Source organism: Streptomyces sp. SAS_272 (assembly GCF_052543235.1).
On the sequence record NZ_JBMNDR010000076.1, the window covers coordinates 1 to 17,061 of the forward strand.

Here is a 17,061-nt window from a genome sequence, read left to right on the forward strand (position 1 = left end):
CCCCCCCCCCCCCCCCCCCCCCCCCCCCCCCCCCCCCCCCCCCCCCCCCCCCCCCCCCCCCCCCCCCCCCCCCCCCCCCCCCCCCCCCCCCCCCCCCACCGCCTTGTCCGCATACGTTCTTCCCGCTGCGAGCCGCCGGGTCAACGACGGCTCACCAAACGGGAGATCGGGAGTGCGCGTGCGCATCGGACTGCTGACGGAGGGTGGCTATCCGTATGTGAGCGGTGATGCCGGACTCTGGTGCGACCGGCTCGTGCGCGGGCTCGAGCAGCACCAGTTCGAGGTGTACGCGCTCAGCCGGACCGAAGACCAGGAGGACGCCGGCTGGGTCGCGTTGCCGCCGCAGGTCAGCCGGGTGCGCACCGCACCGCTGTGGACGGCGCAGGACGACGGGGTGGTGCACGGCCGGCGTGCGCGCCGGCGTTTCGCCGAGTCCTACGGGGAACTGGCGGCCGCCCTGTGCGAGGCGGACCCGTCGGACGCGGCCGCCGTCCCGGAGGCTGCGGCGACCACTCAGGCGGACCGTTTCGCCACCGCGCTGTACGGCCTCGCCGAACTCGCCCGCGACGAGGGCGGCCTGGTGGGAGCACTCCGCTCGGAGGGCGCCGTGCGCGCCCTGGAGCGGGCCTGCCGCGCGCCCGGCGCGCTGCGCACGGCGCGCGAGGCGCGCGTACCCGATCTGCTCGCCGTCGCCGCACACCTCGAAAGCGCCCTGCGCCCCCTCTCGCTCGACTGGTACGACGACCAGGGCGACGAGGGGGGCCGAGGCCTCGCCGCGGTCGACGTCTGCCACGCCGCGTCCGGCGGAGCGGCCGCCCTGCCCGGGCTCCTCGCACGCCACTTCTTCGACGTGCCGCTCCTGGTCACCGAGTACGGGGTGAGGCTGCGCACGCACTATCTGAGCTCAGGGCAGAGCGGCTCCCCGGCGGGTCCCGGGAGTGCGCCGTCCGCCCGGTCCGCTTCCGTAGCCGCTCCCGCCGTGCGGGCCCTGCTCGCCGCCTTCCACGGCCGGCTGGCGGCCGAGGTCTACCGGCAGGCGGCGTGCGTCACGCCCGGCAACGCGCACGCCCGCCGCTGGCAGGAGCGGTGCGGCGCCGACCGCGCGAAACTGCGCACCGTCTACCCGGGCATGGAGACGTCCCGCTTCGCCGACGTCGGCGACTCCCCGGACACCGCCGACCCGCACACGCTGGTCTGGGTCGGCCGGGTGGAACCGGCGAAGGACCTGGTGTCCCTGCTGCACGCCTTCGCGGAGATCCGCAAGAAGGAGCCCCGCACCCGGCTGCGGATCATCGGAGCGGCGTCCGGCGAGGAGGGCCGGGCCTACCTCGGCCACTGCCGGATGCTGGCCGCCCAGCTCTTCCCCGACGAGGCGGACGGACCGCACGCCGTCGGCGCCAACCCGGTGTCCTTCGAGGAGATCGGCGGCCCGGAGTCGGCCACCCTCGCCGAGGCGTACGCGGCCGGGGCGGTCATCGTCCTGTCCAGCGTCGTCGAGGGTTTCCCGGTCGGCCTGGTCGAGGCGATGCTCTGCGGCCGGGCGACCGTCTCGACCGACGTCGGCGCGGTGGTCGAGGTCATCGGGGGCACCGGACTGGTCGTCCCGCCGCGCAATCCACGGGCGCTCGCGGACGCCTGCGTCGCGCTGCTGCACGACCCGGAGCGCCGTGCACGCCTGGGCGCGGCCGCCCGCGCCCGCGCCCTCGAACTGTTCACCGTCGAGCAGAACGTCACGGCCTTCCACGGCATCTATCTGGAGCTCGTCTCCCAGGCCCCGATGCGCCGGTTCCTCTTCGACGACGACGGCGACCCCCGGCCGTTCGCCGTCCCGCCCGAGGCCTGTCTGCCCGGCCTGTGGACCGGCCCGGGCGCGCCGGTCACCGCCCGCCCGGGCCCGGTCTGGGCTGCCGCGGGTCCGCAGGCCCGGGACGCCTCGCCGGTCGCCTTGACGGAGGGAGCACGATGAGCGGGCTGGACGAACTGGAGCCACCGGAAGCACCCCGTGACGCCGGCCCCTCTGCTGCCGGTGCCGGTGCCACTGCGGCCGCCGCTGCACCTGCCGCCGTCGCCGGCACCCCTTCCGGCGCCGGCGACGGGGCCTCCGCGGGCATTCCCGGTCGCGCCGACGCGCATGCCGCCCGCGGCGCCGGTGATGCCGTCGGCACCCGCTCCCTCGTCCCCGCCGACGAGGTCGCCGCAGCGGGCGGGCCGGAGCCGGCCACGCCCCGCCGTGGCGGCGCGGACCCGGTCAAGACCCTGATGCACCGTCACCGTGAGCTGTGCGAACGGGCCGTCGACCCGCTGGAGATCGCGGCCGCCCTGGAGGCCCACGGGGTCACCGACCGCACCGCCGCACGCTTTCGGCACCGGGACGTCTTCTCCCTCGCCGAGGAGATGTACGCCCGGGTACCGCGCGACGCGGACGCGCCGCCGCCCGCCGCGCACACCGCTGCCCCACGGCCCCGCCTGGACTGGGCGCTGCTCACCCTGCTGCCCGGGGTCCTGTGCGCCGCCACCGTGACCGGCGTGCGTCTCACCCACGGGCGCACCGCTCTCCTCGTCGCCGCCGCAGGCCTCCTCGCCGTCGTCCTCGCCGTGCACGCGGCGCTGCGCCGGGGGCCGTTGAGCACGCACCGCGGCGCCCACCCCGGCCCGCACCGGACGGAGGCCTGGACCTGCTGGCTCCTCGCCTACGCGGCCCTCGGCGACAGCCTCCTGCGCGCCGCCGTCGGCGGCGGCCCGGACGGCCTGCCCGACGGGACGGCGGCCGGCCCCTGGCCCGTGGCCGCCGCTCCGCTGCTCGCCCTCACCCTGGCCTGCGCGCCCGCCGCCTGGTGCGCCCACCTTCTTGCCACGCGTGCCCGCCGCCGCCTGAACGCCAGCCGCGGCCTCGACGAGTTCGCCGCCTCCGTGCCGCCGTTGCTGCTCGGCGTCTTCGTTCTCTTCCTGTGCGCGCTCGCCGCACTGACCGCTCTCAGCGCGGCCGTCCTGGGCGAGACCGCCGGATACGGCCAGATCCTCACGCTCGGCGGCCTTCTCTTCCTGGCCCGCCTCCTCATCGTGCACGGCTTCACCCACGCCCCCGCGGTCGTCCTCGGGACGGCCGGTGCCGTTGAGGCGCTGGCCCCGGCGGCGGTCTTCTCCGGCCGCCTGCCCGGCTGCGACTTCATGGCCGTGCCCGTGGAGAACCTGCTCACCGCCTGGGGCCCGGGCGGCGTTCCGTTCCTCGTCTGCGGCAGCGCGGCCCTGGCCCTCCTGGTCCACGCCGCCCGCACGTTGTCCAGGGCCTCGGCCCACGCGGGAACGGACCAGCCGTGCTGACGCGAGCCCGCCCCCGCCGAACCCCGCCGCCACCGCGGCCACCCCATCCGGCGCATCCCCCACCGTGCCCCGACCGCACGACGCCCGCGCCCCCGCACCCCGCCGCAGCCCACCGCAACACCCCCGAAGGAGAGACCAGATGACCACCTCCCGATCCGGAGCGACCGCAGCCACCGGGGCACCCGCGGTCGCCGGCGCCCCGGTCCCGGCACCCCCGGTCGTGGCAGTCCCGGTCCCGGCAGCTCAGGCCATGGCGCACACCCCGGGAGCCGCACGATGAGGGTTCTGCTGATCGGAGCCAACGGCTACCTCGGCCGCTTCGTCGCCGACCGCCTGCTCGCCGACCCCGCCGTCCAGCTCACCGCGCTCGGCCGCGGCGACGACGCGGACGTCCGCTTCGACCTCGCGTCCGGCAGCCCCGGCGCGCTCACCCGCTTCCTCGACGCCGTCCACCCCCAGGTCGTCGTCAACTGCGCGGGCACCACCCGCGGCGGCGCCCGCGAACTCACCCGGCACAACACCGTCGCCGTCGCCACCGTCTGCGAGGCCCTGCGCCGCAGCGGGTGCGGGGCCCGCCTGGTCCAGGTCGGCTGCGGCGCCGAGTACGGCCCGAGCCAGCCCGGCTCCTCCACGGCCGAGGACGCCGTGCCCCGGCCGGGGGGCCCGTACGGCGTCAGCAAACTCGCCGCCACCGAACTCGTCCTCGGCTCCGGACTCGACGCCGTCGTGCTCCGGGTGTTCTCGCCCGCGGGCCCGGGCACGCCGGCCGGCTCCCCGCTGGGGCGCCTCGCCGAGGCCATGCGGCGCGCCATGCAGTCCGGCGACGGCGAGCTCAAGCTCGGCGGTCTCGGCGCGCAGCGGGACTTCATCGACGTCCGTGACGTGGCCCGGGCCGTGCACGCGGCCTCGCTCTCCGCCGCGCAGGGCGTCATCAACATCGGCTCCGGGCGCGCCGTCCGGCTGCGCGACGCCGCGGCGATCCTTGCGCGGGTGGCCGGATACGGCGGCGCCCTCCACGAACTCGACGGGCCGCCCGGCGGCCACCTGCGGCCCGCCATCGGCCACCCCCGCCTGGAGGCCGACCACGGCGGCCCGGTCGCGTATCCGTACCCGGACGGCTGCGGCAGCTGGCAGCAGGCCGACGTGCGCACCGCCCGCGACCGGCTCGGCTGGCGCCCCCGGATCAACCTCGAGGAGTCCCTCGCCGACATCTGGATGGAGGCGGCATGTCGTATCTGACCGGGACCCCGGCGGGCAGCGCGCACCCCGGCACCACCGAGGTCCGCACCGGCCTCGGCGTCCCGGGCCTCGCGCATCCCCTGGTCGCGCCCGCCGAGTGGGGCGAACTCGCCCGGCCCGGGAGACCTCTGCACTGGGTCGCCCTCGACGTCTGCGACGGACCGGGCTCGCGCCCCGACCCGAGCTGTCTGGAATCCGCGGGCCGGCTGCGCAACGCGGGCATCCGCGTCCTCGGGCGGATCGACGCGCTGTACGGAGCCCGTGCCTTCGCCGAGGTGATCTCCGAAGCGCAGCGCTACCTCGACTGGTACCAGGTCGACGGCTTCCTCCTGGACCGCTGCCCGGCCGACCGCACCACGCTGGCCGGGCTGCGCCGCACGACCGGCGCGCTGCGCACGCTCCACGACGCACCCCACGTCGTCCTCGACCACGGTGTCCACCCGCATCCCGGCTACGCCGAGCTGGCCGACCAGCTGGTCACCTTCTCCGGTCCCTGGAGCGACTACCGCTGGTCGCAGGTGGCCGAGTGGACGGCGGAGCACCCGCCGGAGCGCTTCTGCCACTTCGTGCACGGTGTGCCGCGGGGACATCTCGACGAGGCGCTGCGCATCGCCCGCTGGCAGGGGGCCGCGACGATCTGGTTCACGGACGGCGCCGAACGCGGCGGCGCACGTGACGCCTGGGAGACGATGCCCGGTTACTGGGACGATATTGTCTCGCGGATCGGAACAGGTGTCTCGGAATGAAAATGGCCATGGCACTGTTACGGGGAGAACAACCGTCATGACTGACCGACCAACGGAGTCCCCGTGTCGCTGCCACCCCTGGTCGAGCCGGCCCCCGAGCTCACCGTAGACGAGGTCCGCAGGTACTCCCGCCACCTGATCATCCCCGACGTGGGGATGGACGGGCAGAAGCGGCTGAAGAACGCCAAGGTGCTCTGTGTGGGCGCCGGCGGCCTGGGCTCGCCGGCGTTGATGTACCTGGCCGCGGCGGGCGTGGGCACGCTCGGCATCGTGGAGTTCGACGAGGTCGACGAGTCGAACCTGCAGCGGCAGATCATCCACAGCCAGGCCGACATCGGCCGCTCCAAGGCCGAGTCCGCCCGTGACTCCGTCGTCGGCATCAACCCGTACGTCAACGTGGTCCTTCACGAAGAGCGGCTCGAGGCCGAGAACGTGATGGACATCTTCAGCCAGTACGACCTGATCGTCGACGGCACCGACAACTTCGCGACCCGTTACCTGGTCAACGACGCGTGCGTGCTGCTGAACAAGCCGTACGTGTGGGGTTCCATCTACCGCTTCGACGGTCAGGCGTCCGTCTTCTGGTCCGAGCACGGTCCCTGCTACCGCTGCCTGTACCCGGAGCCCCCGCCGCCGGGCATGGTCCCCTCCTGCGCCGAGGGCGGCGTGCTGGGCGTGCTGTGCGCGTCCATCGGGTCGATCCAGGTCAACGAGGCGATCAAGCTGCTCGCGGGCATCGGCGAGCCGCTGGTCGGCCGCCTGATGATCTACGACGCCCTGGAGATGCAGTACCGCCAGGTCAAGGTGCGCAAGGACCCCGACTGCGCGGTCTGCGGCGAGAACCCGACGGTGACCGAGCTCATCGACTACGAGGCCTTCTGCGGCGTCGTCTCCGAGGAGGCCCAGCAGGCGGCCGCCGGTTCGACGATCACTCCCAAGCAGCTCAAGGAGTGGATCGACGACGGCGAGAGCATCGAGATCATCGACGTCCGCGAGCCGAACGAGTACGAGATCGTCTCCATCCCGGGCGCGAAGCTCATCCCGAAGAACGAGTTCCTGATGGGCACCGCCCTGGAGGCCCTGCCGCAGGACAAGAGGATCGTCTTGCACTGCAAGACGGGTGTCCGCAGTGCGGAAGTCCTCGCCGTGCTGAAGTCCGCGGGCTTCTCCGACGCCGTGCACGTCGGCGGCGGCGTGATCGGCTGGGTCCACCAGATCGAACCGAGCAAGCCCGTCTACTGACCCGGGCGTTCGCTCGTCCCGGCAGGCCCGGCAGGTCGGGCAGGCCCACCGGGCCCACCGGGCCTCCCGACGGGATCGGCGGGGGTTTTGCGTGCCACGCGTGCGCGAAGCCCCCGCCGCCGTCATGAGCAGACCGTGCCGTCCCGCGGGACCACTCCCTTCAGCAGGTAGTCGTCCACCGTCGAGTCGACGCACGAGCTCCCGCTCCCGTACGCGATGTGCCCCTCGCCCTTCCAGGTGAGCAGGACGCCGACGCCCTTGCCGAGCTCGTCCGCCATCTTCCGCGCGCCCTCGTAGGGCGTCGCCGGGTCCCCGGTGGTGCCGACCAGCAGGATCGGCGCCGAGCCCGCCGCGCTCACCTCCGGGGTGTCGTACTGCCCGGCCACCGGCCAGTCGTGGCACCAGCCGGCCGTGTCCCAGGCGAGGAAGTCCCCGAACACGGGAGAGATCTTCTCGAACCGCGGCACCAGCAGCTTCGTCTCCCGCGGGGTCGGCCTCTGCCTGTCGTCCAGGCACGATATGACCCGTTGGGAGTGGACCGTCGTGCCGTAACGCCCCGTGGAGTCCCGCTCGTTGTAGCGGTCGGCGAGCCTCAGCAGCTGGGAGCCGTCCCCTGCCTGCGCGGCCTCCAGAGCGCTGGTGAGCCTCGGCCAGGCCGCCTCGCTGTACAACGGCAGGACGATGCCGATGACCGCGAGCGCCTGTGTCAGCTCCCGCCCGTCCGACCCGGGCAGCGGGTGGGCGTCCAGCCGGTCCAGCAGGGCCGCGATCCGCGTGCTGCCCGTCTCGGGGTTCTGGCCGGTCGAGGCGAGGTAGTCCGCCAGCGCCCGCTGGAAGCCGCGTGCCTGGTTCTCGGCGTGGCCGACCGCGTCGGCGCTCGGGTCGACGACCGCGTCGAGGGTGAGCCTTCCGACGTTCTGCGGGAACAAGTGGGCGTACACGCCGCCCAGTTCGGTGCCGTACGACATGCCGAAGTAGTGCATTTTCCGGTCGCCGAGCACCTGGCGCATCAGGTCCATGTCGCGGGCCGTGTCGGTGGTCGACACGTGGGCCAGCAGCGGGCCGACAGCCTTGCGGCATCCTTCGCCGAAGGCGGTGGCGTCCTGGAAGAACGCCTGTTCCTCGGCCGGGGTGTCCGGGGTGGAGTCGAGGGACTCGGCGGCCTGGATGTCCTTGTCGCTGCGGCAGCGGACCCCCTCGCTCGCGCCCACCCCGCGAGGGTCCCAGCTCACCAGGTCGTAGCGGTCGCGGAGCGAGGAGACCGTCGAGCCGTAGGAGGGGAGCATGGACACTCCCGACGCGCCGGGGCCGCCGAAGTCGAACAGGAGCGAACCGATGCGGTCGCCGTCCTCGGCGTGTGACTCGGCGCGCACGAGGGCGAGATCGATCGTACGGCCGCCGGGTTCCGACCAGTCGAGCGGCGTTTTCAGCGTGGCGCACCGCCAGTCGTCGCCCGGCGCCGAGGAGTCCGCGGTGGGCCCGCACCGGCCCCAGTGGAGTTTCTGCCCGGTCAGTGCAGCGGGCAGGGCCGCCGAGGGTGTGCCCGAGGCAGAGGCGGAGCCCGCTGTGGGCCTGGCGTCGGCCGTACCGTGCCTGCCGTCCGACCCGTCCCCCGACGCGCCGCCGCTGCAGCCCGCCGCCAGCAGTGCGACGGCGGCTCCCCACGCCGTCCACCGTGCCGATCGCGCCATGCGCGCCTCCCCCCTCGCAGGCCGTCCACACTCGGCGGTGGACGGCTTTCAGGCCATGTTAGGCGTCCTGGGCCCTGACCGTCCGAGCCTGTGGATAACCCTCTGACCTGCGAATACTGTCGGATCGACCCGGTATCGCGGCGGGTGTGATGGGGCTGGCGGAACGTGCGGGTGCGGCGGGTGCGGGTGCGATGGAGTCGACCGCCGTGTGGCGCGGTGGAGTCGACCGGCCGTGCGGGGGCGGGTGCGGTGGAATCGCCCAGATGTGCGGGGGCGGGTGCGGATGCGGATGCGGGTATCCGATGGCCTGCGCGTCCGCGGCCGTCAGGAACAGACGGTCCCGTCGGCCGGCGTCCTGCCGTTCAGCAGATAGCCGTCCACCGCCCGCTGCACGCACGGGCTCTTGCTGCCGTACGCGCCGTGGCCCTGTCCCTTGTACGTGAGCTCGACCCCGACCCCCCGGCCCAGCGCGTCTGCCATCTTCCCCGCTCCTTCGTACGGGGTCGCCGGGTCGCCGGTGTTGCCCACCACGAGGATCGGCGCGGACCCGGGCGCGCTCACGTCCGGGTGGTCGGCGGCCCCGGGCACGGCCCAGTCGGTGCAGCCGACCATCGACCAGGCCATGAAGTCGCCGAAGAGCGCGGAGGCCGCACGGAACTCCGGCAGCTTCTTCTCCACGTAGGCGGTCGAGTAACGCGGTTTGTCGTCGGAGCAGTTGATGGAGACGTTGGCGGCCGCGATGTTGCTGTACTCGCCGTTCTCGCTGCGGCCGTTCATCAGGTCGGACAGCAGCATCAGAATCTGCCCGTCGCCGTCGTAGGCCTGTTCCAGGCCCTCGGTGAGGTACTCCCAGAAGTCCTTCGAGTACAGCGCCTGCGCGATGCCGTTGGTGGCGGCGCTCTGGGTCAGCCTGCGCGGGAAGATCCCCGGGAGGGGCTTGGAGTCGAGACGTTTCAGCAGCTCCGCGATGCGGGCCTCGACGTCCTGCGCGGTGTCTCCGACGGGACAGTCCTGTGTCTTCGACGTGCAGTCCTTCGCGAAGTTGTCGAGCGCGCGCTGGAATCCCCTGGCCTGTCCGAGCGAGCCCTGCTCGGACGTCTGGGTCGGGTCGACGACCGCGTCGAAGACGGCCCGTCCCACCTTCTTCGGGAACAGATGGGCGTACACGCCTCCGAGCTCCGTGCCGTAGGAGATGCCGAAGTAGTGCAGGCGGTCGTCGCCGAGCACCTGGCGCATCAGGTCCATGTCGCGGGCCGCGTCGGTGGTCCGCACCCGCGGCAGCATCTTCTTCGAGTGTTTCTCGCAGGCCGCGTTGAACTTCCTGGTGTTGTCCAGCAGCGCGGTGCGCTCCGCGGCGTCGTCCGGGGTGGCGTCCTGCTGGAAGTAGGCGTCGAGCTGCTGGTCGTCCTCGCACCGCACGCCGGCACTGCGGCCCACCCCGCGCGGGTCGAAGCTGACCAGGTCGTACCGGGTGCGCAGGGTCGTGTACTCGTCGCCGAACGCGGGCAGCGTAGAGACGCCCGAGCCGCCGGGGCCGCCGAAGTTGAAGATCAGCGAGCCGATGCGCCGGCTCTCGGCGCCGCTCGTCCGGGCCCGGATCAGGGCGAGGTCGATCGTGTCGCCCTCGGGATCGTCCCAGTCGAGGGGGGCCTTCAAGGTGGCGCACTGCCACGGGTCGCCGTCCGGCAGCGGGGACGGCGCGCTGCCGCCGCCCTCCGACCGGGACGGGGCGGGACAGTCCTTCCAGCTCAGCTTCTGCTCCGTCAGATCCCCCGACGGCGCGTCCTGCGCACAGCCCGCCACCAGCGAGGACAGCAGCACAGCGGTGGCGGTCACGGCGGCCGCACGCGGGCGGGAGGGGATCGGCATGATCCCATCCTGAGGTCGTGTGCAGGCACGCGCGCGGGGCGCGGGCCGTCCGGGGGTACGGCCGTGGGAGCCCGCCTAGAGGGCGCCCTTGCGGCTCAGATGGTTGAAGGCCAGCCAGCCGGGAAGCACCGGCAGCCACAGGGTCAGCAGCCGGAAGAGGAGAACCGCGGGCGCGGCGACCTCCTTGGGCAGCCCCACCGCGATCAGGCCGACCGTCAGGGTCGCCTCGACGGCGCCGACTCCGCCGGGCGTCGGCGCCGCGGAGCCGAGCGCGTTGCCGGCGAGGAAGACGACGGCGACGCTCGCGATGCTGAGCGAGGTCGACTCGTCGCCGAACGCGCGGATCGACGCGTCCAGGCACATCACGAAGCAGGCGGTGAGCAGCAGCATGCCGCCGATGCCGGTGACCAGCTTCTGCGGCCGCTGCAGCACGTCCAGCATGCGCGGCACGACGCCCGCGAACAGCGACCGCACGCGCGTGGAGACGAACTTGCGCAGGAACGGCACCGACGTCACCACGAGCACGAGCACGGCCACCGTGAGCAGACCCGCGATGACCGTGCGGGACGGCGACAGCGACGGAGTCTTCTCGGTGCCGGTCAGATAGCCGAAGGACAGCAGCATCAGGATGTGGCAGCCGAGCCCGAAGAGCTGCGAGGCGCCGACGCTGGCCACCGCGAGTCCCGGCCGCACCCCCGCGCGCTGCAGGAATCGCGTGTTGAGCGCGACGCCGCCGACCGCGGCCGGCGCGACGATCTTCACGAAGGACCCGGCGACCTGCGCGGCCACGGTCCGCGGGAACGGCACCCGCTCCGGCACGAACCCCAGCAGGCTCATCGCGGCGGCGACGTAGCTCACCGCCGAGAACAGCACGGCCGCGGCGACCCAGCCCCATTCGGCGTTGGCGATCAGGGGGCCGAACTCGATGTGGGTGAGCTGGGTCAGCAGGAAGTACGCGCCGATGGCGCCGGCGATGAAGCTCATCAGGGTGCGCGGCCGCACCCGTTCCAGCCTGGCGGGCTCGACGGGCGCCTGGGGACGGATCAGCAGCACCTCGTGCCGGATCTGCGTCAGCAGGTCCTCCTCGCGCGCTCCCTCCAGTGCCTCGTCGATGGCCCGTTTCTCGGCCCGGGCCTCCGCACGTACGGCCTTCTTGCCGGGCTTCTCCGCGACGGCGGCCTCGGTGTCGGCCTCGGCCGCCTCCGCGCGCGCCTGCTTGGCCTGCTGGGAGGCTTCGAGGACGGCTTCCCGCTCGCGCTGCGCGCGCTCGCGTGCCAGTCGTCGCAGCGTCGCGCGCGTGGAGCGGGACAGGGCGATGGGCTGGAGCATCGGCAGACAGTCCGCGACCGCGTCCGGACCGAGCACGCCCACCGCGGAGGCCACCGCGCGCTCGGCGCCCACCCGCAGACCCAGGGTCGTCACCAGCTGGGCGACGTCCATGCGCAGCAGCAGGTCGCCTGCCGCGATCTCGCCGCCGCGCAGATCGGTGAGGATCACCGTGCCGGAACGATCCACCAGAATCGCGTCCCCGGCGAGCCGGCGGTGCGCGATGCGCCGTGACTGCAGGGCCCGCACCTGGTGCCAGGTGTTGCGCAGCAGGTCGTCGGTGATCTCCTCGTCCGCCAGCGAGTCGAGGGTGCGGCCGCCGGTGTGCTCGTAGACGAGGATCACCGCGTCGGGCCCCAGCTCGGAGGTCGCGATCAGTTTCGGCGCGTTGGCGCCGGCCGCGATGGCGGCATAGGCGAGCAGCGCCTCCTGCTCCAGCGCCTGGCGCAGCGACTGCAGGCTGCTGCGGGTGGCGAAGCCGCGCAGGGCCAGATTGCGCCACGCGCGGTAGAAGAAGCCCTGGGCCTGCTGCTCCCGGTCGACGACCGTCACGTCCAGCGGCGGTCCGTCCTCCAGGGTGACGAAGTACCGTCTGCCCCGGTCGCCCTCCGCCGCGTCCGGCGTCTCCTCGCGGGAGGCGCTCACCGGCCGGAACCCGACGTGCCGCAGGCCCGCCATGAGCGTCCGCCCCGTGGGCCGCACGTTCGGCGAGCCGACCGCGTACAGGGTGCCGTATGCGACCGTCCACCCGATCAGCACCGTGAGGATGATCGAGAACGGCGTCGTGTATCCGGTGACGAGCATCGAGAAGGCGTCCAGGAGCAGCACGATCCACAGCACCGAGCGCCAGCGCGGACGACGCGACATGCCCACGGCCGTCATGTACGCGATGACGGGCGCGAGATAGCCGTGCACCGGGTCGGTCAAGGCGTGGATGTCACCGGGGGAGGGCTGGGTCAGCGCCTCCTGGATGGAGCCCGGAGCGGCCTTGGCGACCCACAGGTCGGTGGCGAGCGTCACACCGTGCGCGAGGACCGCCGCGAGCACGCCGTCGGCGATGCGCAGCCCGTCCCGCTTGATCAGCCGCTCGATCGCGAACGCGACCGGGACCAGCAGGATCGCGATGCTGGACGCCAGGCCGGCGATCTTGATGAGCAGGTCGGGCGCCTGGCCCGTGCCCTTGTTGATGTCCTGTTCGAGGCCCGAAGTGGTTCCGTGGGCGAAGGCGGCGATGCCCAGGAGCACGATGACGGCGAGCACGCCGATCATCAGCCGCATCAGGTCGGAGGGGCGGTGCACGCGCGCGGGGAGCAGGGGTTCGTCACCCTCGACCTCGTCGATGTGCACCTCCTCCCGTTGCTCGCCGGGGATGTCCGGGCGCGGCGCGGTGTCAGAGGCGCCCTGCGCGTCCTCTGCGTGCACGCCCTGCTGGTTCATCGTCTCTTCTTGGTCTCGTATCACCGGTCACCGCCCGCACGATGGTGGCATGCCCCGCCGACACACGGGGGCATCAGGGTGCAAATGCGGGGGCGCACAGTCTGCCCGAAGCCTCGCCCGGGAGCGAGGGTCACACTGCGTCGCGAGCCCGTCGCATTGTCGGTGCGGTGGGGCAGGATGGGGCGGATGAGCGAGCAGAGCCTTCCGGACGACGCCCGCCCGGAGTACACGCAAGCGCTGCCGGAGTACGCCGAGCGGGTCCTCGAGGTCGCGGAGCTGATCCCGCCCGGGCGGGTCATGACGTACGGGGACGTCGCCGAGTGGCTGGAGGACGGCGGTCCGAGACAGGTCGGCCGGGTGATGGCCCTCTACGGCGGCGCCGTCCCGTGGTGGCGCGTCGTGCGCGCGGACGGGGTGCTGCTCCCGGGCCACGAGCTGCGGGCGCTCGAGCGCTACCGCACCGAGGGCACACCGCTGAAGGCGGCGAGCAGGGCCGCGGAAGGGCACGTCCCGCGTCTCGACATGAGACGGGCGAGGTGGGACGGCGGCGAACGCGCGGCGGGTCACACCTGACAGCCTCCGCCATCGGACGGGGCCGGGGGGCGCCTGTGGCCCGTACGGGCGAAACGGCGCGTACCGGGCACGTCCGCGGCATGGCGTACGTTCGTGGGGCGAGGGACGCCCGGGACGTGCGGGGCCCGAGGGAAGAAGCGGAAGCCGTCCTTCCGGGTCAGTCGTCGGCGTAGCGTCGGCGGCACGCGTCCCTCTCATCCCGCGATCACCGACCTTCCCGGGCGACGATCCGTCGACCAGCACACCCACCAGGACCGGCGAACCACGTGAGCACCTCTTCCTCCACCAGGCGCCTGCCGCCCCACCAGGGGCGACAGGGGAACCGTGGCGCTTACCGACTGGTGCGTACCCCGCCCGCCCGGGTGGATCCCCCTCGTCTGGACGCCGCACAGCGCTCCGTGGTTGACCACGGCCCCGGCCCCCTGCTCGTCCTCGCGGGCCCGGGCACGGGGAAGACCACCACGCTCGTCGAGTCCGTGGCGGCCCGGATCGCCCGCGGCGGCGACCCCGCGCGCATCCTCGTCCTCACGTTCAGCCGCAAGGCGGCCGTCGAGCTGCGAGACCGGATGGCGCGGCGCATGGGCGCCGCCCGCGCGCCCCAGGCGACCACCTTCCACTCGTACTGCTACGCCCTGGTCCGCGCCCACCAGGACGCCGACCTGTTCGTGGAGCCGCTGCGGCTGCTGTCCGGACCCGAACAGGACGTGGCCGTCCGCGAGCTGCTCGCCGGCCAGCTCGACCTGCAGCGGCTCGGCCTGGCCCATGTGCGCTGGCCGGACGAACTGCGTGCCTGCCTCACCACCCGCGGCTTCGCCGACGAGGTCCGCGCGGTGCTGGCCCGCAGCCGCGAACTGGGCCTGGACCCCGCGTCCCTGGACGCGTTCGCCCACCGCATCGGGCGCCCCGACTGGCGTGCCGCGGCCGCCTTCCTCGCCGAGTACCTCGACGTGCTCGACCTGCACGGGGTGATCGACTACGCCGAACTCGTCCACCGCGCGGTGCTCCTCGCCCGGCGCACCGAGGTCGCCGAGCGGCTGGCCGCGAGGTACGACGCCGTCTTCGTCGACGAGTACCAGGACACCGACCCGGCCCAGGTCCGGCTGCTGCACGCCCTCGCCGGCGGCGGCCGCACCCTGGTCGCCTTCGGCGACCCCGACCAGTCGATCTACACCTTCCGGGGCGCCGACGTGAACGGCATCCTGGAGTTCCCGCACGCCTTCTCCCGCGCCGACGGCCGTCCCGCCCCCGTCGAGGTGCTGCGCACCTCCCGGCGCTCCGGCGCGGCCCTGCTGGCCGCCACCCGGCTGCTGACGCAGCGGATGCCCCTGACCCGGCTGCCGTCCGAGAAGGTCCGAGCCCACCGCGACCTGACCGCCGCACGCGACGGCGGCCGGGTCGAGGTCTACACGTATCCGACGCCCGGCACCGAACTGGACAACGTCGCCGACATCCTGCGCCGCGCCCACCTGGAGGACGGCGTGCCCTGGGGCGAGATGGCCGTCCTGGTGCGCGCCGGCTCGCGCACGATCCCGACGGTCCGCCGCGCCCTCACCGCCGCCGGCGTCCCCCTCGACATCGACGGCGACGACCTCCCCCTGCGCCACGAACCGGCGGTGGCGCCCCTGCTGGCCGCCCTGCGCGCGGTGGCCACGGCGGAGGCCTCCGCGGCGGCGCCGGCCGAGGGCGCGCGCGGCACGGCGACCGGGGGCGAGGCGGCCGACGAGACCGAGCAGACCCCCGGCTGGCTCGACACCGAGACCGCCCTCACCCTGCTGGCCTCACCCCTCGCCGGCATGGACGCCGCCGATCTGCGCCGCCTCGGCCGCGCCCTGCGCGAGGAGGAACGGGCCGCGGGCAACCCGCTGCCGCCGCCCTCCGACGAACTGCTCACGCGCGCCCTGGCCGAGCCGGAACGCCTCGTCGCCCACGACCCGACGTACGCGCGCGGCGCCCAGCGCCTCGGCGCGCTGCTGGCGACGGCCCGCGCGGGCCTCGCGCGCGGCGGCACGGCCGAGGAAGCGCTGTGGGACCTTTGGGACGGGACGCCCTGGCCCACGCGCCTGGAGCGGGCCGCCCGGCGCGGCGGCGCGGCCGGCCGCAACGCCGACCGCGACCTGGACGCGGTGTGCGCCCTGTTCGCCACCGCCGCGCGCGCGGAGGAACGCACCGGCGGTCGGGGCGCACTGAACTTCCTGGCCGAGATCGAGGCCGAGGACATCGCCGCCGACACCCTCACCCGCCGTGCCGTGCGCCCCGACGCCGTACGCCTGATGACGGCCCACCGCGCCAAGGGCCTGGAATGGAGTCTGGTCGTCGTGGCCGGCGTCCAGGAAGGCCTGTGGCCGGACCTGCGCCGCCGCGGCTCCCTCCTGGAGGCCGACCGCATCGGACGCGACGGACTCGCCGAGCCGCTCACCCCGGGCGCGCTGCTCGCCGAGGAACGTCGCCTCTTCTACGTCGCCGCCACACGCGCGCGCGACCGTCTCGTCGTCACCGCCGTCAAAGCACCCGCCGACGACGGCGACCAGCCCTCCCGGTTCCTCTCCGAACTCGGCGCCGAACCCAAGGACGTCACCGGCCGCCCCCGCCGGCCCCTGTCGGTCGCCGCGCTGGTCGCCGAACTGCGCGCCACCACGGTCGACCCGCGCGTCTCCGCACCCCTCAGGGAGGCGGCCGCCCGCCGGCTCGCCCGGCTGGCCGCCCTCGCGGACGAGGAGGGCAGGCCCCTGGCGCCCGCCGCCCACCCGTACCGCTGGTGGGGCATGTTCGAGCCGACCGAGAGCAAGGTGCCGCTGCGCGACCGCGAGCAGCCTGTCGTGCTCTCCGGCAGCGCCCTCGACCAGCTGGCCAACACCTGCGCCCTGCAGTGGTTCCTGGGCCGCGAGGTGAAGGCCGACGCCCCCGCCACGGCCGCCCAGGGCTTCGGCAACGTGGTGCACGTCCTCGCCGACGAGGTCGCCTCCGGGCACACCCCGGCCGACCTCGACGTCCTCATGGAGCGCCTCGACTCCGTGTGGAACGCCCTCGCCTTCGACGCCCCGTGGAAGTCCACCCAGGAGAAGGCCCACGCACGCGTGGCGCTCGAACGCTTCCTCCAGTGGCATGTGATGGACCGCACGGGCCGCACAGCGGTCGCCAGCGAGCACGACTTCGACGTCACGCTGGAAGCAGGCGACTACGAGGTCCGCATCCGCGGCCAGATGGACCGCGTCGAGGCGGACGGTGACGGCCGCGCCTACGTCGTCGACTTCAAGACGGGCAAGCAGACGCCCACCGCGCGCGAGGTCGAACGCCACCCCCAGCTCGCCGTCTACCAGCTCGCGGTCCGTGAGGGAGCCGTCGACGACGTCTTCGACGGGGCACGCCCCGAACCGGGCGGCGCCGAACTCGTCCAACTGCGCCAGGGCGCCGCCCAGCGGGACGGCGGCGACGCTCTGCCCAAGGTGCAGGCGCAGGAGCCGCTGGAAGGCGAATGGGTCGGCGAACTCCTCGCCACGGCCGCCGGCAAGGTCCTCGACGAGCGGTTCACCCCCACCGCCGGCCAGCAGTGCGCCCACTGCGCGTTCCGCGCCTCGTGCAGCGCCCGCCCCGAAGGGCGCCACGTCGTCGAGTGAGCG

The 17,061-nt window shown here is 73.9% G+C and carries 10 protein-coding genes; 7 read left to right on the forward strand and 3 right to left on the reverse strand.

Annotated features, from left to right (window positions below; genetic code table 11):
- Nucleotides 1-178 precede the first annotated feature (178 nt).
- The 5 genes from ACN6LD_RS32385 to moeZ all read left to right on the forward strand — a co-directional run bounded on the left by ACN6LD_RS32385 (nt 179) and on the right by moeZ (nt 6,548).
- Nucleotides 179-1,966: a DUF3492 domain-containing protein gene (locus ACN6LD_RS32385; RefSeq protein ID WP_445045049.1), complete on the forward strand. Its 1,788-nt coding sequence runs from the start codon at nt 179-181 to the stop codon at nt 1,964-1,966.
- The gene (locus ACN6LD_RS32390; protein ID WP_445045050.1) at nt 1,963-3,321 is read left to right on the forward strand and encodes a hypothetical protein; all 1,359 of its coding nucleotides are present in this window, start codon (nt 1,963-1,965) and stop codon (nt 3,319-3,321) included. The genes ACN6LD_RS32385 and ACN6LD_RS32390 overlap by 4 nt, the downstream gene beginning before the upstream one ends.
- A 276-nt stretch (nt 3,322-3,597) precedes the next feature.
- A complete protein-coding gene (locus ACN6LD_RS32395) occupies nt 3,598-4,560 on the forward strand; it encodes an NAD-dependent epimerase/dehydratase family protein (protein ID WP_306949405.1) in 963 nt (320 codons plus the stop codon).
- Nucleotides 4,548-5,306, forward strand: a complete 759-nt coding sequence (locus tag ACN6LD_RS32400) for a spherulation-specific family 4 protein (protein WP_319194654.1) — start codon at nt 4,548-4,550, stop codon at nt 5,304-5,306. Before ACN6LD_RS32395 ends, ACN6LD_RS32400 begins: the two co-directional genes overlap by 13 nt.
- A 63-nt stretch (nt 5,307-5,369) precedes the next feature.
- Nucleotides 5,370-6,548, forward strand: a complete 1,179-nt coding sequence (moeZ, locus tag ACN6LD_RS32405) for an adenylyltransferase/sulfurtransferase MoeZ (RefSeq protein ID WP_319194655.1) — start codon at nt 5,370-5,372, stop codon at nt 6,546-6,548.
- A gap of 122 nt (nt 6,549-6,670) precedes the next feature.
- Here moeZ and ACN6LD_RS32410 read toward each other — a convergent pair whose 3' ends face one another.
- From ACN6LD_RS32410 to ACN6LD_RS32420, 3 genes are all read right to left on the reverse strand, one after another.
- Nucleotides 6,671-8,239, reverse strand: coding sequence for an alpha/beta hydrolase (locus ACN6LD_RS32410; protein ID WP_445045051.1), 1,569 nt, complete (start codon nt 8,237-8,239; stop codon nt 6,671-6,673).
- A gap of 324 nt (nt 8,240-8,563) precedes the next feature.
- Nucleotides 8,564-10,108, reverse strand: a complete 1,545-nt coding sequence (locus ACN6LD_RS32415; RefSeq protein ID WP_445045052.1) for an alpha/beta hydrolase — start codon at nt 10,106-10,108, stop codon at nt 8,564-8,566.
- Nucleotides 10,109-10,183: 75 nt separating this feature from the next.
- Nucleotides 10,184-12,871, reverse strand: a complete 2,688-nt coding sequence (locus ACN6LD_RS32420) for a lysylphosphatidylglycerol synthase transmembrane domain-containing protein (protein ID WP_319194659.1) — start codon at nt 12,869-12,871, stop codon at nt 10,184-10,186.
- Between the two features lie 186 nt (nt 12,872-13,057).
- On the opposite strand from ACN6LD_RS32420, the gene ACN6LD_RS32425 reads away from it, so the two are divergent.
- Entirely contained in the window at nt 13,058-13,444 is a 387-nt protein-coding gene (locus ACN6LD_RS32425; protein ID WP_319194661.1) for an MGMT family protein, read from the forward strand.
- Between the two features lie 266 nt (nt 13,445-13,710).
- On the forward strand, nt 13,711-17,058 hold the full coding sequence (locus ACN6LD_RS32430) for an ATP-dependent helicase (protein WP_445045053.1): 3,348 nt from the start codon (nt 13,711-13,713) through the stop codon (nt 17,056-17,058).
- Nucleotides 17,059-17,061 lie beyond the last annotated feature (3 nt).